Annotated in this window: 15 protein-coding genes and 3 pseudogenes; 4 read left to right on the forward strand and 14 right to left on the reverse strand. The window is 72.9% G+C overall.

The genetic code is table 11. From position 1 onward, the window contains the following. Positions 1-108 precede the first annotated feature (108 nt). Complete coding sequence (locus FDM97_RS20370; protein WP_137991810.1) at positions 109-2364, forward strand: helix-turn-helix transcriptional regulator; 2256 nt, start codon at positions 109-111, stop codon at positions 2362-2364. Positions 2365-2396: 32 nt separating this feature from the next. Here the strand turns inward: FDM97_RS20370 and FDM97_RS20375 are convergent, their stop codons facing one another. From FDM97_RS20375 to FDM97_RS20390, 4 genes are all read right to left on the reverse strand, one after another. Further along, on the reverse strand, positions 2397-3296 hold the full coding sequence (locus FDM97_RS20375; protein WP_137991811.1) for an SIS domain-containing protein: 900 nt from the start codon (positions 3294-3296) through the stop codon (positions 2397-2399). Between the two features lie 71 nt (positions 3297-3367). Then, entirely contained in the window at positions 3368-4540 is a 1173-nt protein-coding gene (locus FDM97_RS20380; RefSeq protein WP_254705683.1) for a GntR family transcriptional regulator, read from the reverse strand. A 65-nt stretch (positions 4541-4605) separates the two neighbouring features. Then, entirely contained in the window at positions 4606-5916 is a 1311-nt protein-coding gene (locus FDM97_RS20385) for an alpha/beta fold hydrolase (protein ID WP_137991812.1), read from the reverse strand. A gap of 127 nt (positions 5917-6043) precedes the next feature. Further along, positions 6044-7645: a cellulase family glycosylhydrolase gene (locus FDM97_RS20390; protein ID WP_432816232.1), complete on the reverse strand. Its 1602-nt coding sequence runs from the start codon at positions 7643-7645 to the stop codon at positions 6044-6046. Between FDM97_RS20390 and FDM97_RS20395 the strand changes: the two are divergent. Together FDM97_RS20395 and FDM97_RS20400 are read left to right on the forward strand one after the other, a co-directional pair. Next, positions 7644-8403, forward strand: a pseudogene (locus tag FDM97_RS20395) (ATP-binding cassette domain-containing protein); the annotation flags it as partial. The gene FDM97_RS20390 and the pseudogene FDM97_RS20395 sit on opposite strands and share 2 nt — an antisense overlap. A gap of 125 nt (positions 8404-8528) precedes the next feature. Continuing rightward, complete coding sequence (locus tag FDM97_RS20400; RefSeq protein ID WP_137991814.1) at positions 8529-9518, forward strand: acetylxylan esterase; 990 nt, start codon at positions 8529-8531, stop codon at positions 9516-9518. A 31-nt stretch (positions 9519-9549) separates the two neighbouring features. On the opposite strand, the gene FDM97_RS20405 is transcribed toward FDM97_RS20400, so the two are convergent. The 8 genes and pseudogenes from FDM97_RS20405 to nadE form a co-directional block, all read right to left on the reverse strand. Then, on the reverse strand, positions 9550-9954 hold the full coding sequence (locus tag FDM97_RS20405) for a hypothetical protein (RefSeq protein WP_137991815.1): 405 nt from the start codon (positions 9952-9954) through the stop codon (positions 9550-9552). Continuing rightward, complete coding sequence (locus tag FDM97_RS20410; RefSeq protein ID WP_137991816.1) at positions 9951-11651, reverse strand: right-handed parallel beta-helix repeat-containing protein; 1701 nt, start codon at positions 11649-11651, stop codon at positions 9951-9953. Before FDM97_RS20410 ends, FDM97_RS20405 begins: the two co-directional genes overlap by 4 nt. A gap of 106 nt (positions 11652-11757) precedes the next feature. After that, positions 11758-12009, reverse strand: a pseudogene (locus FDM97_RS20415) (glycine betaine ABC transporter substrate-binding protein); the annotation flags it as partial. Next, positions 12009-12634 (reverse strand): annotated as a pseudogene (locus FDM97_RS20420) (ABC transporter permease). The pseudogenes FDM97_RS20420 and FDM97_RS20415, both read right to left, overlap by 1 nt. Positions 12635-12773: 139 nt before the next feature. Further along, positions 12774-14027 (reverse strand): cytochrome P450, encoded by a 1254-nt coding sequence (locus FDM97_RS20425; RefSeq protein WP_137991817.1) that lies wholly within the window; start codon positions 14025-14027, stop codon positions 12774-12776. Next, positions 14024-14299 (reverse strand): DUF6381 family protein, encoded by a 276-nt coding sequence (locus FDM97_RS20430; protein ID WP_137991818.1) that lies wholly within the window; start codon positions 14297-14299, stop codon positions 14024-14026. Before FDM97_RS20430 ends, FDM97_RS20425 begins: the two co-directional genes overlap by 4 nt. A gap of 157 nt (positions 14300-14456) precedes the next feature. Further along, complete coding sequence (locus FDM97_RS20435) at positions 14457-14843, reverse strand: VOC family protein (RefSeq protein ID WP_137991819.1); 387 nt, start codon at positions 14841-14843, stop codon at positions 14457-14459. Positions 14844-14956: 113 nt separating this feature from the next. After that, positions 14957-15787: an ammonia-dependent NAD(+) synthetase gene (nadE, locus tag FDM97_RS20440; protein WP_137991820.1), complete on the reverse strand. Its 831-nt coding sequence runs from the start codon at positions 15785-15787 to the stop codon at positions 14957-14959. A 353-nt stretch (positions 15788-16140) separates the two neighbouring features. Between nadE and FDM97_RS20445 the strand changes: the two genes are divergently transcribed. Continuing rightward, the gene (locus tag FDM97_RS20445) at positions 16141-19122 is read left to right on the forward strand and encodes a carbohydrate binding domain-containing protein (protein ID WP_137991821.1); all 2982 of its coding nucleotides are present in this window, start codon (positions 16141-16143) and stop codon (positions 19120-19122) included. Between the two features lie 60 nt (positions 19123-19182). Here the strand turns inward: FDM97_RS20445 and FDM97_RS20450 are convergent, their stop codons facing one another. Further along, positions 19183-19584, reverse strand: coding sequence for an STAS domain-containing protein (locus FDM97_RS20450; RefSeq protein ID WP_175439178.1), 402 nt, complete (start codon positions 19582-19584; stop codon positions 19183-19185). Between the two features lie 100 nt (positions 19585-19684). Next, positions 19685-21271, reverse strand: coding sequence for a molybdopterin-dependent oxidoreductase (locus tag FDM97_RS20455; protein WP_137991823.1), 1587 nt, complete (start codon positions 21269-21271; stop codon positions 19685-19687). Positions 21272-21307 lie beyond the last annotated feature (36 nt).

Below are 21307 nucleotides of genomic sequence, written 5' to 3' on the forward strand. Positions count from 1 at the left end.
CTCTTGTAGGGGGGTCCGAGCGTGAGGTCGGCGCAACCTCCCCGCCATCGGCGGAATCGCCAGTCTTTACACTCCAGTAACTTCCAATTAGCGTAGACAGACATGCTGATGGGTGGCGAAGCTCCCGTACCACCGGTCGAAGGCGTCGCCGTCCGCGCGATGCTGGCCGTCCACGGCCACGCCCGTGCCGCGGCGGAACTCACCGCCGCCCTCACTCCCCGCGAACGCGCCGGTGTCGACCCGCTCCCGGATCCCCTCTGCCGCCGGCTGCCGTCGGTCGAGGCCTACCGTGCGTGCCTGGCCCCGCTGTCCGCGGCCGGCCGCCGCCTGCTGCTGCTCGCCGCCGCGGATCAGCACCCGGTGGAGAGCAGGGCCTTTCTGCGCGCCGTCGCGGCAGCCGGATACGACACGGCGGACCTGACGCCGGCCCAGGACGCCGGCCTCCTGTGGTCCACCGCCGCGGGAATCGAGTTCTGCGATCCCCTGCTGCGGGCGGTCGTGTACGACAGTGCACGGCCCGAAGAGCGCCGTGCCTCCCACCAGTTGCTGGCGCGCGTTCTGGACGCGAGGACCGAGCGGCTCCCCTGGAACTGGCACCGCGCGTGCGCCTCGCTGGGCCCGAGCCGGCGGCTCGCGAGGGATCTCGCCGCGACGCCCGTCGCCGATCACCGCCTCGCGGCCCATCGGGCCGAGCGTGCCGCGCTGCTCTCCCCCGACTCCGCGGGGCGCCTGGCCGACCTTGCCTCCGCCGCCCTGCACGCCTGGCGCGGCGGCCGGTCCGACCATGCCCGCAGGCTCCTGGCCGCCGCGCAGAGCATCGCACCGGCCGCCGCGGGCCGCGACCCGCGGATATCGCTGCTCCGTGGAATCGTCGCTCTGCGGTGCGGGCACGCTCCCGCCGCGTACGACGACCTGGCGGACGCGGCCGCCTCAGCCGTGGCCGTCCCTGGCGCCGCCGCCTCTGGTGCCGCCGCCTCTGGTGCCGCCACCTCCTATGCCGCCGCCCCACTCGCCCCGGCGTTCGCCACGTACGCGCTCGCGCATGCCGCCGAAGTCGGGCACTACACGGGCGATCTGCGACGCTGCCAGCAGGCGGCCCGCCTCGCGGCGGCTCTCTCCGGCCGGCACCCGCCACCGTCCGCGCCGGCCGACCGGGCGCTCCTGGCCGGCCTGGCCGGGGTCGCCGCGTCCGCCCGCGGCGGATACGCCGAGGCCGTGGTCCGGCTGCGCGAGGCCGTGATGCTGGCCCGGCAGAGCGACGACCCCACGGCGCTGGTGCACGCCACCATGGCGGCCCTCTACCTCGGCGACGACGATCACGCCCTCGCCGCGTCCCACCAGGCCGAGGCGGCCGCCCGGGCCCAGGGGGCGCTGTCCGCGCTGCCGCAGGCCCTGGAGTTCCGCGCCTACGCCGAGGCCTGGTCCGGGCGGCTCGACGCCGCGACCACCACCGCGGTCCACGCGCTGCGTCTCGCCCAGGAGACGGGGCAGGACAACATCGCCTGCCATGTGCGGGCGGGCATGGCCCTGTTGGCCGCGGTCCGGGGCGATACCGGCGCCTGCCTGGCCCATGCCCGGAGCGCGCAGAGCCATGCGGCGGAGCACGGGATCGGTCTGGCCACCGCCCTGAGCCTGTGGGCGCTGGCCTATCTCGACCTCACCATGGGCCGGCCCGCGGAGGCGGTCTCCCGACTGCGCGCGCTCGCTCGCCTGGGGCCGGGCCACGGCCACCCCGCCATCCGGCGCATCACCACGCCGCACTACGTGGAGGCCGCCGTCCGTACCGGGGACAAGGCCGCGGCCGCCGCGGCCCTCTCCGGGTACGAGCAGTGGGCGGCGACGGTCGCGAGCCCCGGGCATCTCGCCCTCGCCGCCCGGTGCCGCGCGCTGCTCTGCTCGGGCGAACAGGCCCTCGACCACTATCGCGAGGCCCTGGACCTGCATGACGCGGACGGCCGTCACCTCGAACGCGGCCGCACGGAGCTGCTGTACGGCATCGCGCTGCGCAGGATGCGCCGTCGCCCGGAGGCGCGCGACCGCTTGCGCGCCGCCCACCAGGCGTTCGAACAGTTCGGCGCGCAGCCGAGCGCCCGTCAGGCGGCCGCCGAGCTACGGGCGATGGGCTGCCCCGTCGCCGGGCCGGCGGACACCTCCGGGGAGACCCCGGCCGGCGTTCCGGGGATCCAGAATCTCACCGCCCAGCAAGCACTGATCGCCAAGATGGTCGCCGACGGCGCCACCAACCGCGAGATCGCCGCCCGCCTGGTGCTCAGCCCTCGTACGGTGGACCACCATCTGCGCGGTATCTACGCGCGTCTCGGCATCTGCTCCCGGGTGGAGCTGGCCCGCCTGGTCGACGTCTGACACGCTGGTCGACGTCTGACACGCTTCCGCGGCTAGACCGGGACCGCTCCGGAGAGGATCACCGAGCGCGACGCGTGGCGGGGGCGGTCCGGGTTGAATCCGCGGCGGGCCGCGAGCGTGACCGCGAGTCGCTGGGCGCGCACCAGGGCGGCCAGCGGATCGATGGCGTCGGCGTCGAACAGCGCCCCGGTGGCCTCCACTTCGTCCCGGAGTCCGGCCGGCGCCGGTCCCAGGCAGCACACGAGACTGGAGGGGTCGCTGATGATGATCGGACCGTGGCGGTACTCCATCGCCGCGTACGACTCCGCCCAGGCGCGGGCCACACCGCGGAGCTTGTGCGCGGCCTCGTCGGCGAGTCCGACGGTCCAGCCGGTGCCCAGGAAGGTGAACTGGGTGCGCTGCTCCCAGGCCGCCGGCAGCGGTTCGTACAGGGCCAGTTCGGCGTCGACGATCGAGGGGGTCAGGTCCACCCCGAGCCCCGCGCGCAGCAGTTGGAGGGCCGTCGTGGCGAACCGGGTCTGGACCACGGAGCGTTCGTCGGCGAAGCCGAGGCCGATCACCCGGTCCGCGTGCCGCGCGGCGCGGCTGTCCGGGGCCCCGGTCAGGACGAGCGTCGGGATGCGGCCGGCGGCGCGGGCGAGCAGGGTGGCCACCTCCGTCGTCGCACCGGAGCGGGTGAGGGCGACGATCCGGTCGTAGCCGCGGCCGAGCGGCGTCTCGTCGGAGGCGGGGAAGGCGTCGGTCTCCCCCTCGCCGAGGGACTCGCGCAGGGCGGCGTAGGCACGGGCGATGAAGTACGACGTGCCGCAGCCGACGACCGCGATCCGCTCACCGCGCCGGGGCAACAGGTCGGCGTGGTCGGAGGCTGCCTCGGCGGCCCGCCGCCAGCAGTCCGGCTGGCCGGCGATCTCGGCGCTGACGTGGGTGGTCATGTCCGGGTCCTCTCCTCATGGGTGGTCCGGACCGAGTTCTATCCCCTGGGTCGGCAGCGCACCATACGCAATCAGGACGCACTGCTTGGACTTTTGCGCGCGGTCCCCCGTGCGGTCCCCCGCGCGGTCCGCGCCGGCGCCGCGCCGCACGAGGCCCGGACGACCAGCCGCGGCCGCAGCTGCACCTGGTGCAGCGGGGAGGCGTCGCCGTCGGTGAGCCGGCGCAGCAGGATCTGCGCGGCGAGCCTGCCGACCTGGAACTTGGGCGGCGAGACCGCGGTCAGCGGGATCTCGGCGACGTCCGCGAACTCGTTGTCGTAGCTGATCAGCGCGAGATCCTCCGGTACGCGCAGCCCGGCGCGGCGGGCGGCGGCGAGGACGAGCGCCGCCTCGCGGTCGCCGAAGCAGAGAACGGCGGTGACCCCGGCCGCGCGCAGGTCGGCGACGGCGCGGTCGGCCCGCTCGGGGTTCCAGCCCCGCCGCCCGTCCCGTACGCGGAGCGGCTCGCGCAGGCCGAGGTCGGCGACGGCCCGGGCGAAGCCGGACTCGATGGGCGCGGTGGTGGGCGCGTCGGCGCGGACGAGGAGGCCGAGCCGCTCGTGCCCCAGGTCCCGCAGATGGCGTACGGCGTCGTAGGCGCCGCCCTCGTGGTCGGTGCAGACGTGTTCGGTGGGGTCGCCGGGGCCGTGCGCGGCGAGCCGGCGCTCGACGAGGACGGCGGGGACCGGCAGCGCCAGGAGTTCGTCGGCGCGCCGGCCCGGATCGGTGGCGGTGTGCAGGGTGGGGACGAGCAGCAGCCCGTGGACGCCGGAGGAGAGCAGCCGCCGGACGGCGGCGTCCTCCTCCTCGGGGTCGTAGTGCGAGCAGGCGAGGACGAGCCGTGCGCCGGCCGCGGCGAGCTCCCGCTCGATGCCCTGGAGAACACGGGGGTAGTAGAAGGCGGTGTCGGGGACGAGGACGCCGACGACCCGGCGGTCGGCGCCGGCGGGCCCGTCGTCGGCGGGGCGGTGTGCGGCGAAGGTGCCCGCACCCTGCCGGCGTTCGACGAGGCCGAGGGCGACGAGGTCCTCGTACGCCCGGCGGACCGTGGTCACCGAGAGTCCGGTCTCGGTGGCCAGGGCCCGCTCGGTGGGGAGCTTGGAGCCGGGCGGCCAGGTGCCGTCGAGGATGCCGCGCCGCAGTTCGGCCATGAGGGTACGGAACTTCAGCTCGCGTCCGGACGCCGGAACCTCGCTCTGCGCCACCCAGGCCCCCCTGCGGACTCATCCGATCGCCGGCCGATCGCGCCGCGAATCCTATCGTCGGACGATCAGATCTCACCCCGGGCGAGGGCGAGCAGCCGGTCCAGGACGCGCGGGCCGCTCGCCCGTACGCCGTCGTGCTCGAACTCGTCGGTCACCCAGGTCCGCAGGCCCCGGATCGCACGGGCCGTCTCCAGCGAGTGGGCCGTGTCCACGTACATGTCGTCGTGGTAGACGGCGGCGGCGACCGGTACGGCGTTGGCGGCGAGGCGCCCGGCGTCGTACAGCGGGGCCCAGTCGGTCCGCTCGGCGAGCAGCTGGGCGGTCTCGCGCAGCGGGCGCAGGGCCGGGTCGGTCTCGAAGTGCCAGGGGTGGACGGTCTCGCCGGTGAACAGGAGCGGTTCGTCGCCGGCCAGGGTCTTGTCGGCGTCGAAGCGGGGGAACTCGGCGCGGACGCGTTCGGCGGCCCAGGCGGTGGGCCCGTGCCCTTGCGCCTGCCCCTGCGCGTAGATCGCCTCGTGGAGCACGGCGTACAGCGGGTGTCCGGCGTACGAGAGGACGGCCTGGACGTTCTCCAGGAAGGCGTCCGAGAGTGCGGGCCCGGCGGGCGTGAGGACGAAGGCTTCCTCCAGGAGGAGGTGGAGCTGGTGGGTCCCCTCGCCGCCGCCGAGCAGGATGCCGAGGGACTGGAAGGCCTGCGGCGTGAGCAGCGCGCCGGACGGCAGGGTGGCCGGTCGTTCGGCGAGGTGGGCGGCGATCCGGCGGGCGCGTTCGACGTCCTGCGGGTAACGGGCGTAGTGGGCCTCGACCTTGCGCCGGATGCGGGGGTAGGCGGCCCGGTAGACCTCGTCGGCGGTGGCGTGCAGGGAGGGCAGCCCGCCGGTGATCAGGACGGCCCTCAGGCCCTCGGGGGCGGTGGAGAGGTAGTGGGTGGCGCAGAAGCCGCCGAAGCTCTGGCCGAGGACGGTCCAGGGGGCGCCTCCGGTGAGGCGCTTCCGGATCAGCTCGCAGTCCTTGACGATCGAGTCGGCGCGGAAGTGGGCGAGGTAGTCGGCCTGCTGCCGTGGGGTGCCGCGCAGGGGCAGGGTCTGGCGGTTGGCGGGGGTGGAGTGGCCCGTGCCGCGCTGGTCGAGGAGGAGGACGCGGTACTCCTGGACGGCCCGGCCGAGCCAGGCCTGCCGGCCGATGAAGCGGCGGGCCCCGAAGCCGGGCCCGCCCTCCAGGTACACCAGCCACGGCAGGTCCGCTCCGGCCTTGTCGCTCGCGACGACCTCGCGGCCGTAGACCTCGATCCGTTCGCCTTCGGGGGCAGCGTGGTCGAGCGGGACGGTGAAGCGGCGGTCGGTGAGGACGAGGCCGGGCTGGCGGTAGCTGGTCAATGCTGCTCCTGTTCGATGTGCCCCCGCCCGACCAGTGGATCACAGGGCGCGGGGCGGGGGCGCATCGAGGTGGGTTCAGGAGGCCTGGTCAGGAGGCCCGGTCAGTAGGCCCGGTCAGGACGTCGGGTCAGGACGTCGGGAAGTCGTCGGCCGTCCTGATCCGGTCGCGGATCCAGACGCCGGCGGGCTTCAGCGAGCTCGTCCCGGCCCACGGTCCGTTGTTGCCGCAGGTGCCGACGGTGAAGACGGCGCCGCTGCGGTTGTCGTCGGAGAAGTTCCAGTTGACCCAGCTGATCTTCTTGGCGGCCATCAGGTCGAGGAAGCGCTGGGTCATCGCGAAGTCGTTGGCGCCCTCGCCGGCGTAGTTCTGGGTGCCGAACTCGGTGACGAAGACGGGCAGCTTGTCAGCGGCGCGGGACAGGGTGTTCAGGTATGCGTCGCGGTGCGAGTACGCGTAGAAGTGGAAGGTGTACATGATGTTGGCGGCGTTCACCGGGTTGGCGACGACCTCGGACTCGTCGGCCCCTTCGGAGACGCCGAGCGAGGACCACGCGCGCGTGCCGACGAGGATCGGGGTCTCGGCGTCCTTGGCGCGGATGACGGGGATGAGCTCCTCGGCGTAGCTCTTGATCCGGGACCAGGAGACGCCGCTGGGCTCGTTGGCGATCTCGTAGAGCAGGTTGGTCTTCGCACCGTGGCGCTGGGCGATCTCGGTGAAGAAGGTCTTGGCGCGGGTGAGGTTGGCGTGCGGGTCGCCCGGGTCGAGCATGTGCCAGTCGACGATCACGTACATGCCGCGCGCGGTGGCCTGGTCGATGAGCGAGTGGGCCAGGTCGGTGTACTTGCGCGGGTCGGTCTCGTACCCGCCCTCCTGGACGTACGTGGAGACGCGCAGGACGTCGGCGTTCCAGTCCTTGGCGAGGGCGTCGAGGGAACCGCCGGTGAGGCACTGGCTGTACCACTGGGTGCCGTGGCTGGACATGCCGCGCAGCTGGACGGGCTTGCCGTACCGGTTGCAGAGCTTGGTGCCGCAGACCTTCAGCTGTCCGTTGATCGCGGCAGGGGTGTCGACGACGACGGCGGCGGTGTCGACCTTGAGGTGGTCGACGTTCGGGCCGCCGTTCACGGTGGTGGCGGTGGCGCGGATGGTGTTGGCGCCCGCCTTGAGCGGGGCGGTGAGGGTGGTGGTGGCCCAGCTGGTCCAGGCGCCGGTGCCGGGGAAGGCCTTGCCGGAGGCGGCCACGGCCCCGTTGACGGTGATGTTCATGGGGCGGTTGGTGGTGGTGCCGTTGGCGTAGCGCAGGGTGAGGGTGGCGGTGCCTGCCTGGGCGGCGTTGACGTTCCACTGGACGTAACTGCCGCTGACGTTGGCGTAGTTGACGAACCCGGAGCCGGTGAAGCCGGTGTGGTTGGACTCGACGGCGCCCTGGGAGACGGTGGCCGTCTCCGCCTCGTGGGTGACGGGGGCGGCGACCGCGGCCGGTGGGGCGGCGGTGAGGCCGAGGAGCAGGGCTGCCGTGGCGGTGCCCGCGCCGCCGAGGGAGCGCAGCCAGAGTCGTACCGATCGTGCCGATGTCATGGGGGTCTCCCGGAACGATGGATTGGAAGGAAAGTTTCCTAACGGATAGATAGCAGCACGGTGGAGCGGCTCGCAAGGGTCATGACAAGGCGCCCCGTACGGTCCCGGCCCCCGTGCGGGGTGCCGAGGCGGCTCCCCGCGTGGATCCATGATCCGGTTCGAGCAGGTCGGCAAGGTGTACGCGGACGGCACCACGGCCGTCGACGGCCTCTCCTTCGACGTCCCCGAGGGCGAACTGGTCACCTTGGTCGACCTCGACCCGGCCGTCTACGGCGACCGCTACCCCGCACAGCTCTCCGGCGGCCAGCGCCAGCGCGTCGGCGTCGCCCGCGCCCTGGCCGCCGATCCGCCCGTACTGCTCCTGGACGAACCCTTCGGCGCCGTCGACCCGGTCGTCCGCGAGCACCTGCGAACGAGTTCCTCAAGCTCCAGTCGCAGGTCCGCAAGACGGTCCTCCTGGTGACCCATGACATCGAGGAGGCGGTCCGGATGGGCGACCAGATCGGCGTCTACGGCCAGGGCCGCATCGAGCAGTTCGACATGCCGGCCCCCGTGCTCGGCACACCCGCCACGCCGCACGTCGCCCAGTTCGTCGGCGCCGACCGGGGTCTCAAGCGCCTCTCGGTCACCACGATCGAACCGGACGACCTGGAACAGCCGCCGGTCGCCCGCCTGGACGAGCCGGCCGCCGCTGCCGCCGCCCGGCTGCGTGCCGACGGGGGCCGCTGGGCCGTGGTGCTCGGCGGTGACGGGGATCTGCACGGCTGGGTGGCCGCCCTGGACGGAAGCCGGTTCCTCGGCGTCCTCACCCCGGCGAAGCCGCATGAGGCGCTGCGCCGCTCGGTCGACGCGGACGCGCGGGGGGGGTGGCGCGGGACGAGGTCGAGTTCGACTCGATCGCGGACGCGCGAGAATCCGCCACGCTGATTCTCGTTCACGCCTATGAACAGGGCACGTTGCCCCGTACCGTGATCTTGGCCGGAGCGACCGGCCGAGGAGGCCGGACGCGGCCTCTCACGGAAAGGCGGTGTTCATGTCCCGGTTCGATCTTCCGCTCGACCAACTCCGCACGTACCGCAGCGTGTCCGAGGAGCCGGAGGACTTCGACGCGTTCTGGACCAAGACCCTCGACGAGGCACGGGACCATGAACTCGGCGCGCGCTTCGACCCGGTGGAGACCGGACTCGCGACGGTCGAGGTGTACGACGTGACCTTCGCCGGATTCGGCGGCCACCCCGTCAAGGGCTGGTTCGTCCTTCCGGCCGGGACGCGCGAACCGCTGCCGGTGGTCGTGGAGTTCCTCGGGTACGGAGGCGGGCGCGGCCTGCCCCACTCCCATCTGCTCTGGGCCTCGGCCGGGTTCGCGCACTTCGTGATGGACACCCGGGGCCAGGGCAGCGGCTGGGCGACCGGCGACACCCCCGACCCCGTGGGCAGCGCTCCCTCGTACCCGGGCTTCATGACCCGGGGCGTCGAGGACCCGTACGCGTACTACTACCGCCGTCTGTTCACCGACGCGGTACGCGCCGTGGAGGCGGCCCGCTCGCATCCGCTGGTGGACGCGGCGCGCACGGCGGTGACCGGGGTGAGCCAGGGCGGCGGCATCACGCTGGCGGTCGCGGGGCTCGTACGGGGACTGGTGGCCGTGGCACCGGACGTGCCGTTCCTGTGCGACTTCCCGCGCGCGACGACGATCACGGACCGGCAGCCGTACCGGGAGATCGGGAGCTATCTGAAGACCCACCGGGGCCGGACCGAGCAGGTGCGGCGGACCCTCGCCTACTTCGACGGCGTCCATTTCGCGGCCCGCGCCACGGCCCCGGCGCTCTTCTCGACCGGCCTGGAGGACCTGACGTGCCCGCCGTCGACGGTGTTCGCGGCCTTCAACGCGTACGCCCACGAGGAGAAGGGCATCGAGGTCTACGACTTCAACGACCACGAGGGCGGCGCCGCGTTCCAGCAGGCCGCCCAACTACGGTGGATTCCGGGGAAGTTGCGGGACGGAACAACCGGCCGCGGTTGATCTCGCCGCAGGACGTGGAGGCGGCCCGCCGTCAGACGAGGCGGGTCAGTCCCTCGATCGCCGTCCGGGCCCACTCCTGCGCCCCCACCGCCGTACCGGCCGCGACACCGGTGGCGACCGGGGCCAGCGCTCCCTTGAGCATGCCGAGAGCGCGGCGGAGCCTGCCCTCCTCGGGTTCCGGCCGGGTGATCTCCGTCAGGACCTCCCTGGCGGCGGACTCGGCGTCCTCGCGCTCCCGGTCGGCGAGGCCCGCCTGGGGCAGCTGCCGGAGCAGGTCGGTGACCAGCTCGGCGAGCGCCTGGTGGCCGGGGGCGACGGCGCTGGTGTTCTGCTGGTTCTGGGTGACCTGCTCGTTGCCCCAGGCGATCTGGGAGTTGTGGACGTCGCCGTTGAACACCGGCCCGTCGTGGTGGTGGACGTTCTGCGGGTCGTTCATGTGTGGGAACCGTCCTCGTTGGTCTGCTGCTGGGTGACGTTCTCGTTGCCCCAGGCGATCTGGGAGTTGTGGACGTCGCCGTGGATGACCGGGCCGGTGTGGATGATCGTCGGCGCGGGCTCGGCCGGGTGATCGGCTGTCCGGACGACCGCCAGCGTGGTGCGCAGCGCGACCAGGTCGACGCGGCCGTTGTGCTGAACAGCCTGACCCTGCGTTCCGCTCACGGAACAGTCCACCAGGCGGCCGCCGCACTCCTCCTGGAAGACCGCACCCGCGAGCGCGCAGTCGGCGAACGTGCTGTTCGCGACGTCCAGGTAGGCGGTGTCCTTGCCGCACAGTCCGATGCCGTCCGAACCGGTCACGGTGAGGTCCCTCGCGACGACCCTCGCCCTGCCGAATCCGATGGCCCCGCCCGTGCTCATCGTGCTGACGTCACAGCCGCGCACGAAGAGTTGGGCGTCGTCGCCGGCGCAGAAGCCCATCACCGCGCGCTCCGCCGTCACGCCGGTGAGCGTCACCCTGGACTCGCCCAGGGCGGTCACCGCAGCCATGGAGAGGTCGTGGAACGCCGTGTCGGCGAGGTCGGCCGTGGTGCCGCCGTTGCCGCGCGTCTCCAGGCCGGACGGGCAGCGGTCCACGCGGACGTGCTCGAACGCGGCTCTGGATCCGTCCCAGACCCGCAGCGCGGTGCTGGTCAGATCCTCGATCCGGATCCGGGTGAAGCGGCCTCGGGCACCTTCGGTGACGGCGATGCCGACGTTGCCTCCCGAGATGCGGCAGCCGTCGACCTCAGGAACGCCGCCTTCGGTGGAGACCACCGCGACGTTGCCCGCGCCGGGGATCTCGCAGTTCTCGAACCTGCCACGGCCCGACGTCCGGATGATGAGGCCCGTGTCGCGGCACTCGCTGAACACGGAGTCACGCACCACCGGATCGGCGCCGCTCGTCACGGCGATCCCGTGCTGCGCGTCGGTGACACGCGTGTCGTCCACGGAGCCCCGGGACTGCTCGATGTACGCGATCCCCTCTCCGTGCACGGCGGTGATCACGCAGCCGGCGACCGTGAGTTCCGCCTGTGCGTCCGCCATGACGGCCGCCTGTCCGGTGCCGGTCAGCTCGCACCCGGTCACCTGGGCCCACGCGTTGCTGACGCGCACGCCGTGGATCCGGCTGCCGCCGATCCAGCTGTCGCGGACCGAGACGCGGGCCCCCTCGATCACGGCGACCGCGTTGTCGGCGGCGTCGGCGAACCGGCACCGTTCGACGAGCCCCGCCGCCCCGGCGAACAGCGTCCGGCCGTGCACGATCACGCTGTCCCGTAACGTCACGGACGTGTTCGGCCGCGCGTGCACGCTGACGCCGTTGTCCGCCCGGATCTCCACCTGCTCCAGCGTGAGGGTTCCCGCGTGGCAGCCGACGATGTCGGCGTCACGGCCGATCAGCACGAGGCCGTGGACGCTCACCGCGCCGGAGGCGTCCAGGACGGCTCCGCGCGGCCGGCTGACGACCACGGAGCCCGGGCCGTCGACCGCGGCCAGCTGGACCTCGCCGTGGACGGTGAGCTCCTCCTCGTAGCGGCCGGGCGCGATCTCGATCAAGGCCGCCCGGCCCCGGCCGGCCGCCGCGCGCAGCGCGGACGAGATGTCGGGGTAGGCGCGGCGACGGCCGTGCGGCGAGACGAGATACCTCGCGACCATGCCCGCCTTCCCTCACGCCGACCACCAGGAACAACCGATAGTACCCAAGGCAGTTGGAGGACGGTCGATCACGGGGACAACCCGTCGGCGGCCGGTTCCAGTACGCCGGGATCAGCTTCCTGGCCCGGAGGTAGTTCCTCGCGACGTCCTCCGGGAGGCGGCGCCAGCTGTCCACCTGCTCGTTCATGGTCGCCAGATCGGCCGTGGTCAGGACCGTGTTGAGACGGCCGAGGGCGATCGTCACACCCTCGCTCCCGGCCCGCGAGCGGTTGACGACCGGGACGATGAAGTCGGCGTTCTGGAGGTGCTTGTCGTCGGCGAGCAGGACGAGGCCGAAGTCGTCGAGCGTCGCGTCGGTCAGGCCGGCGCGAGACGCTGCGCCCCCTCGAAGACGCCCTCGACGACGAGCGCGAGCAGGGCGACCAGGACGGCTCCCGCGACGACCTGCGGGGTGGAGGCGAGGTTGAACCCGGCGGTGATGATCCGGCCGAGTCCTCCCCCGCCGGCGAGCGCGGCGACCGTCGCGGTCGCGACGAGCTGCACGGCGGCGATCCGCACGCCCGTGAGGATCAGCGGCAGCGCGAGCGGCACCTCGACCCGGGCCAGCATCTGCCGGCCGGTCATCCCCATCCCCCGCGCCGCCCGCACCACATCCGCGTCGACGCCGCGCATGCCGACGTAGGCGTTGGTGAGCAGCGGCGGTACGGCGAACAGGACGAGCGCGATGATCGTCGGCCACTGTCCGTACGCTCCGACGGGGCTGAGCAGCAACAGGACGAGGACGGCGAAGGTGGGCACGGCGCGGCCGATGTTGGCGAGGTTGACGGCGAGGGGGACGGCGAGCAGCAGCCCGAGGCGACGGAGACGGCGGTCAGCTGCACGTGCTGCAGGACGGCGTCGCCGAGGATCTCGCTCCGGGAGGACAGACAGGCGCCGCAGATCCACTCGTTACGCGCGAGGCAGTCGTCGGGAGGCGCGGTCATCCCCCATTTCAGGCGGCGGGCCGGCCCCGCGCACGCCGGGCCGGGCCGATCGGGCCGCCGCCCGGGCGATCGCCGTGCGGTCGCCGGGGCGGTCGCCGTGCGGTCGCCGGGGCCATCGCCGTGCGGTCGCCGGGGCGTCTCACTCCGGGTGGGGGACGAAGCGGAAGCCGCTGCGGGGACGGGTCGGGATGCGGCGGAGGGAGATCTTCAGGTCCTGCGCCGGAACCGTGTACTCCAGCCGGGCCAGTTCGGTGGCCAGGGCGGCGAGGACCGCGACGGTGATGTCTTCGCCGGGGCAGCGGTGGCCGTTCTTGGCGTCGCCGCCGCCCTGCGGGATCAGCTCGTCGGGCAGTGGCGGGCGGCGCAGGAACCGCTCCGGGTCGAAGCGGTAGGGGTCGTGCCACAGCTCGGGGTCGTGGTTCTGGCCGTAGACGTCGAGCAGCAGGAGGGTGCCGGCGGGGATGTCCCGGCCGTCCCGCCTCAGGTCCGCGGCGGCGAGGCCCCCGATGAACGGCACGAAGGGGTAGAAGCGGCGGACCTCGTGCGCGAAGGGCTCGGCGTAGCTCCCGGCGTACGTCTCCGAGTACGGCTCCAGGTACGTGCCGACGTCCTCGCGCAGCAGCTGCCGCTGCCCGGGCCAGCGGTCCATGGCGTGGGCGGCGAAGACCACGTACCAGGCGATGGCGACGGTGGGCCGCACGATGTTGAGGAGCTCCACGGCGGCCGTGCGAGCGTCCAGCGTCTCGCCGTCGGCGTCGTGGTGGCGCACGACCGCGTCGAACGGGGTGCCGGGGGCGTGGGCCGCTCCGGCGCGGGCCTCCTCGACGAGCCGGGCGAGCACCTTCTCCTGGCGGGCGCGGGCGCGCCGGGCGCGCAGATGGCGGGGGCCGGGGGTGGCGAAGCCGTCGACCATCGCGACACAGTCGTGGGCCATGCGCACGGTCTGCTTCTGCGTCAGTGCGAGGCCGCTCCAGGCGCAGACCGCCCGCGCCAGGACGAGCGCGGCCTCGTCGAAGAGGACCACCTCGCGGCCGTGCGGCGGGGCGAAGGCGCGCCGCCACTCGGCCCTGACCCGGTCGACCAGGTCGGCGACGGCGGCGGGCGCTTTCAGCTCGGCCACGAACAGCGCCTTGCGCGCCCGGTGCGGCGCGCCGTCGAGGGTGTGGACGGCGCCGCGGCCGAAGAGGGTGTCGAGGACGGGGCCGGGCAGGGCTCCGTGGCGCCGCACGTGCCGTTCGTCGTAGAAGAAGGCGACGGCTCCGGGGCCGCGCAGGACGAACGCCGGGCGGCCCAGGACGCGGGTCCGCACGAGCGCGCCGTCGCTGCGGCGGCGCAGGTCGGGGAGCCAGGCGTAGCCCTTGAGGAGCAGGGCGGCGGTGTGGTCGGGCGTCATGGTGCTGCCTCCGGGCCGGGGTAGCGCTCGTGGAGGTCGTCGGGCCGTGGCTCGTGTTCCTCGCGCAGGGCCCGCTCGCTGCGCTCCTTGAGCTGTTCCCCCTGCTCCCGCAGGCGCGCCGCCTCGTCGGGGTCGGTGCTCTGCCGCGCCCGCTGCAGAAGATGTTCCGCCTTGTCCCGCTGGTACTGGGCGTGGGCGTGGGCGCCCTCGCTCTCGCGCCCCCTGCTCTCCGGTCCGCCGTCCTGGCGTCCGCTGTCCCGGCTTCCGGTCACGACGCACCTCCTCGGCCAGCGGCTTCCCCCGCCGCACGCGGGAAAACCCGCCCCCCGACGCCGGGACCGCGGAAGCCGGACGCCACCGCGCGACCGCGTGCCGGCGGGGCCGGGAGGCCCGGTCCCCCGAGGGGGGCCGGGCCTCCCGGCGTACCGCTCAGTCCTGGAGGACGGACAGGACGTTGCCCGCCGGGTCCGTGAACCAGGCGATCGCCGTCGGACCCTCGGTGCCGCGGACGACACCCTTGGCGTCGGCCTCGAACTCCGGATAGCGCTCCAGGCTCACGCCGCGCTTCGCCAGCTCGTCGACGGCCGCGTCGATGTCGTCCACGGGGAAGTTCAGGATCGTGAAGCTCGCGGGCGTGTGGTTGTCCTTGGGGTAGACGAAGACGCCGGCACCGGTGCCCAGCTTGAGGGTGAGCATCCTCATGTCGCCCTCCCCGCTCTCCTCCACCTGGAGGCCGAGGGTCTCGCCGTAGAACCGGCGGGCCTTGTCGAGGTCGTCGACCGAGAAGCCGCTGAACGCCTTCGACTGTCCGAACATGCCGTTGTCTCCTTCACGTGTGCCGTTCGGGATTTCCGAGGGCACACCCAGCGCACCACCGTCCGGACGCGGGCCACACGGGCTCGCGTCCGGATGGTCGCCGCACGTCACCCTCAGGGCGCGATCGGCAGCTTGCGCTTGTGCTCGGTGAGCTCGTAGCGGCGGACGATCGAGGCGAAGGCGGGCTCGCCGACCGGCTTGCCCTCCAGGAAGTCGTCGATGTCGTCGTACGTCACGCCGAGCGCGTCCTCGTCGGGCTTGCCCGGGTCGAGGGTCTCCAGGTCGGCCGTCGGGGTCTTCCAGACCAGCTCGGCGGGGGCCCCGAGGGCCTCGGCGACGGCCCGTACCCGGCGCTTGGTCAGACCCGTGAGGGGGACGACGTCGGCCGCGCCGTCGCCGTGCTTGGTGAAGAAGCCGGAGACCGCCTCCGCCGCGTGGTCGGTGCCGACGACGAGGCCGTCGTGGGCGCCCGCGACGGCGTACTGCGCGATCATCCGCTGCCGGGCCTTGATGTTGCCGTGCACGAAGTCCTGGTGGTGGGCGTCCCTGAAGGCCGTTCCACCGGTCTGGCAGGCCTCCAGGGCGGCGTCGCTCGCCGGCCTGACGTCCACCGTCAGGACCCGGTCGGCGGCGATGAATCCGAGAGCGAGCTGGGCGTCCTTCTCGTCGGCCTGGACGCCGTACGGCAGCCGCATGGCGTAGAAGGTGGCGTCGTGCCCCGCGGCCCGGGCCCGCTCCACGGCGAGCTGGCAGAGCCGGCCCGTGGTCGTGGAGTCCACACCGCCGCTGATCCCGAGGACCAGGCCGCGCAGCCCGGTCGAGGTGAGGCGCTCGGTGAGGAAGGCCACCCGGCGCTCGATCTCGACGAGCGGGTCGAACGTCGGGGAAACCTCGAGTTCCCGGGCGATCTGCTGCTGCAGGGCGGTGGACGCCGGGTCGGTCACGGAGTGCTCCTCGGGGGTGATTCGGCGGTACGGATGCGGGCGCGGGTCCCGGTACGCCGGGGAGGGGCGGGGCCCCGAGCCGGGGTCGACTCTATGCGGCTCGCGCCCGCGGTGGCGCACAGGCCCTCGCGGGCGGGCGGGCTCACGCGCTCGGAGCGGATCGCGTCCGAACTCTTTACGTCTCTGTCATGCACGGGTAACTTTCGGCCCGCAAGTGCTTGCAGCAAGTTGCCGACCGATCTTTCAGCACCGTGTGGCAGCTCTCCCGTTCCCGGTCCGAGGCGCTTCGGGGCGAGCGGGTTCATCGACCGCCGCGGCCTCCCCGCCGCGGCCCTGCTCCGGAGAAGAGACGCATGCGACGCACTCCCTTCCGGCGGTTCGGACGCGCCCCGGCGACGGTCGCGGCCGCCGCCTGCCTGCTCGGGCTGCTCTCCGCCGCACCACCGGCCGAGCCGGCCGCCGAGAACACGGCGCCCGTCGCGGCCGCCGAGAACACCGCGACCGTCTTCTACTACACGAAGACGAAGAACTGGTCGGCCTACAACCTCCACTACGCGCCCGACGGCGGAGCCTGGACCACCGTCCCCGGTGTGGCGATGGAGGCGGCCTGTACGGACTGGGTGAAGAAGACCGTCGTCCTTGGCTCCGCCGAGGGACTCCAGGCCACGTTCAACAACGGCACGGGCACCTGGGACAACAACGGCGGCGGGAACTACGCCCTGGGCACCGGCACCATCACCGTCAAGGACGGTGTGGTCGCCCATTCCGACCCCTGCGTCGCCACGCCCACCGAGCCCGGCAACCAGGCCACCGTCTACTACTCCACCGCCGCCCTCGGCTGGACCACCGCCAACCTGCACTACGCGCCGGCCGGCGGAGCCTGGACCACCGTCCCGGGCGTCGGCATGGAGGCGGCCTGCACCGGCTGGTGGAAGCGGACGGTCGACCTGGGCGCCGCCACCACCATGAGCGCCGTCTTCAACAACGGCAACGGCGTCTGGGACAACAACAACGGCGCGAACTACGCGCTGCCCGCCGGCACGACCACGGTCAAGGACAAGGTCGTCACGGGCAACGCCGCGAACCCCTGTGCCGCCGAGGTCCCCGACACCCAGGCACCCAGCGTGCCCACCGGGGTCACCGCGAGCGCGGACGGCACCTCGATCGTGCTGACCTGGGAACCGTCCACCGACGACAAGGGGGTGACGCGGTATCAGGTGACCCGTACCGGAGGCACCGCCGGCACCGTCGTCGTCGACGTCGCCTCCACCGTCTTCTCCGACACCGGCCTGGCGGAGCGGACCGCCTACAGCTACACGGTCAAGGCCGTCGACGCGGCCGGCAACACCTCGGCTGCCTCCGCCGCCGCGCAGGCCACCACCGGCACCGCGCCGCCCGCCCCCGACCCGGGCCGCCCGCTCGGCACCGACCCGCGCGAGGACCCGATCTACTTCGTCCTGACCGCGCGCTTCCACGACGGCGACACGGCCAACAACCGCGGTGGCAGCCAGCACACGAAGTCCGGGAACGCGGCCGCCGGCGACCCCATGTTCCGGGGTGACTTCAAGGGCCTGGTGAACAAGCTCGACTACATCAAGGGCCTCGGCTTCTCCGCCGTGTGGATCACCCCGGTGGTGCTCAACCGGTCCGACTACGACTACCACGGGTACCACGGCTACGACTTCTACAAGGTGGACGCCCGTCTGGAGTCCGCGGGCGCCTCGTACCAGGACCTGATCAACGCGGCCCACGCCAAGGGCATGAAGATCTACCAGGACGTCGTCTACAACCACTCCTCCCGCTGGGGCGCCAAGGGCCTGTTCACCCCGAAGGTGTTCGGCGTCCGCGACAGCCAGTGGAGCTGGTACTACGACGAGCCGAACTCCTCCTTCGAGTACGACGGACTGACCGTCGAGCCGAAGTCCGGGAAGTCGTACTACAACGGCGACCTGTGGTCGACGGCCGAGCCGACCGGCAACACCTGCGTCAACTGGGGCACCCCGACGCAGTACACCTCCCCTGAGGGCTACCGGATCTACAACTGCCAGTGGCCGAACCCGACGTCCGGCATGTTCCCGAAGTCGCTCTACCACCAGTGCTGGATCGGCAACTGGGAGGGCGAGGACTCCCGTTCCTGCTGGCTGCACGAGGACCTCGCCGACTTCGACACCGAGTCCGCGGCCGTGCAGAACCATCTGATCGGCGCCTACGACAAGTACATCGACATGGGCGTCGACGGCTTCCGCGTCGACACCGCCGTCCACATCCCGCGCACCACCTGGAACCGGCGCTTCCTGCCCGCCATCCAGGAGCGCGTCACCCAGAGGTTCGGGGCCGAGGCCGCGAAGAACTTCTTCGTCTTCGGCGAGGTCGCCGCCTTCGTCAACGACAAGTGGAACCGCGGCTCGGTCAACCACTCCGCCCAGTTCTACACATGGAAGGAGCGCAAGGAGTACGCGCTCGACGACGCCACGGCCGCGCTGGAGATGTACGACTACGAGCAGCAGCTCGGCCCGTCCGGCCAGCCGACGTCGAACAACGCCTTCCTGAACGGAAACAGCTACCACACGCCGGACCACAGCAGGTTCTCCGGGATGCACGTCATCGACATGCGCATGCACATGAACTTCGGTGACGCGCTCAACGCCTTCGGCAACGGCAGGGACTCCGACGACAGTTACAACGACGCCACCTACAACGTCGTCTACGTCGACAGTCACGACTACGGGCCCAACAAGAGCAGCGAACGCTACGCCGGCGGCACGGACGCCTGGGCCGAGAACATGTCGCTGATGTGGACCTTCCGCGGCATCCCGACGCTGTACTACGGCTCCGAGATCGAGTTCCAGAAGGGCAGGAAGATCGACTGCGGGCCCAGCTGCCCGCTGTCGACCACCGGCCGCGCCTACTTCGGCGACCATCTCGCCGGGGACGTGAAGGCCTCCGGCTTCTCCATGGTCGAGTCGGCGACCGGTGCCGTCGCCCAGACCCTCGCCCAGCCGCTGGCCCGGCACGTCCAGCGGCTCAACCAGATCCGCCGGGCGATCCCGGCCCTGCAGACGGGCCAGTACTCCACCGAGGGCATCAGCGGGGCGATGGCGTACAAGCGCCGCTGGACGAGCGGCACGACGGACAGCTTCGCGCTGGTCACCGTCACCCACGGGGCCGGCTTCACCGGCATCCCGAACGGCACCTACACCGACGCCGTCACCGGCGAGCAGCGGGTCGTCACCGACGGCACGCTGAACGTCGCGGCTCCCGGCAAGGGCAACCTGCGGGTGTACGTCCTGAACGGGCCCGGCCGGATCGGCGTCCCGGGGCCGTACCTGAAGTAGCGGACCCCGGCGCGTCGGGGGACGGGCGGGCCGCGGCGATCGGCGCCGCGGCCCGCCTCGCTAGGCCCTTCTGCCCCGGAGAGGTGTCCGCAGGGTGCCCGCGGCGACCCGCAGCAGCCTCAGGACGACCTCCGTGGGGGCGTCGATGCGGTAGCGGCGGCCGAGCCGGGACCACTGGTCCAGGACGGCGAGCAGGCCGGAGTCGCAGAACGTGACGCGGGAGGCGTCAAGGACGAGGTCGGTGCAGCCGTCCGCGGCGGCGGAGGCGAGTATGGCCCGCAGCGGCGCGGCGCTGTAGTGGTCGACCTCCCCCGTCAGCCGGACGAGGAGGGTCGTGGCGCCGATGTGCGTGCAGGAGTGGACGACTATGGAGCAGGGCGCGCCGTCCGCGCCCTGGTCACGCACGAGGGGATGGGGCTGGGGCAGCTCGGCCAGTATCGGTGCGGTGCTCGCGGTACTCACGCACCCATCAAGGCCCTCCGGGCCGCTCCGGTGAACGCGGCACGCCGCCCGGTCACCCCACCGGGCAGCAGTGATCCACTTCCGGGGGACACCGGAGGCGTCACTCGACGGTCACGACGACCGAGTGCCACCCGCTCGCCCCGTCGGGCATGGTGTCGGTGCGGCGCTCGGTCTGGGTCTCCCCCGCGCCGTCCGTGGCCCGGACGGTGAGGGTGTGGCGGCCCGGAGCGGCCTCCCAGGCGTACACCCACTGGCGCCAGGTGTCCCGGGTGTCCTCGGCCCCGAGCCGCGCGTCCCGCCAGGGACCGTCGTCGACCCGCACCTGGACGCCCGCGATGCCCCGGTGCTGGGCCCAGGCGACGCCGGCGACCATGACGGTGCCGTCCTGCGGGCGGACGGAGGAGCGCGGGGTGTCGATGCGGGACTGGGTCTTGACGGGTGCCTCGCGGGCCCAGCCGCGCGGCACCCAGTAGGCGTCGTAGGCGTCGAAGGTGGTGAGTTCGATCTCCTCGATCCACTTGCAGGCGGAGACGTAGCCGTACAGCCCCGGCACGATCATCCGGACGGGGAAGCCGTGGTCGAAGGGGAGCGGCTCGCCGTTCATGCCGAACGCGAGGAGCGCGTCACGGCCGTCCATCACGTCCTCGACGGGGGTGCCGATCGTCATCCCGTCGACGGAGCGGGCCACGATCTGGTCGGCCGGGCCGCCCTCGGACGGCGGTCGTACACCCGCCTCCCGCAGAACGTCCGCCAGCCGGACCCCGAGCCAGCGCGCGTTGCCGACGTACGGCCCGCCGACCTCGTTGGAGACGCAGGCCAGGGTGATGTCCCGCTCGACCGCTTCACGGCCCGTCAGGTCCGCGAGGTCGAGGCGGAGTTCCCGGGTCACGCCTAGGCCGTGGACGCGCAGGTGCCAGCGGTCGGCGTCGACCCGGGGAACGACGAGCGCGGTGTCGACCCGGTAGAAGTCCCGGTTCGGGGTGAGGAAGGGGCTGATGCCGGGCACGGGCAGCTGGGCACCGGGCGGGACGGCCGGCGCCGGCGAGGCGGGGCGGGGCAGCCGCAGCGCGCGCCGCGAGGCCACGGCGCCCTCCTGGCGGGTGCCGCCGGTGGCCCTGCCGAGGGCCGCCGCGCCCGTCGCGGCGACGACGGAGGAGGCGGCGACCAGGAGGAAGCCGCGGCGGCCCGCGGCGGCGGCCGCCTGTTCCCCGGCGAGCGGGCGCGGGGCGAGCAGCCGGCCGATGAGTACGTACAGGAGTACCGCACCCGCCACCGCGCCGATCAGCGAGGGCAGGGCGTCGGCGAGGGACTCGGAGTCCGGCCGGCTCACGGCGGCCAGCGCGCCGACGACACCGAAGAGCAGCACCGCAGACACCCCGGCCGTACGGTGGCGGAGCGCCAGCAGGCCGACGAGTCCGGCCAGGACGCCGAGCACGACGAGGATGCCCAGCTGGAGGACGGCCTTGTCGCTCTCCCCGAACGTCCGGATCGCCCACTGTTCGACGGCGGCCGGGGTCCGGTCGACGAGGGCGCCCCCGACCGCCGTGACGGGACGCGCCTCGGGGCGGACCAGCGCCGCGACGAGCTCGGCGACGGCGAGGGAGACGTACCCGGCGAGGATTCCGCCGAGCGCGGCCAGGAGGCGGTCTGTACGCGTGGGCTCACGCGGGGGCTGGGAGGTGGCCATGCCTCATCGTGCCCGCGGGCCGGGGGGAAAGGACCG

The sequence above is a fragment of the Streptomyces vilmorinianum genome (assembly GCF_005517195.1).
GTDB classification, from domain to species: Bacteria; Actinomycetota; Actinomycetes; order Streptomycetales; family Streptomycetaceae; genus Streptomyces; species Streptomyces vilmorinianum.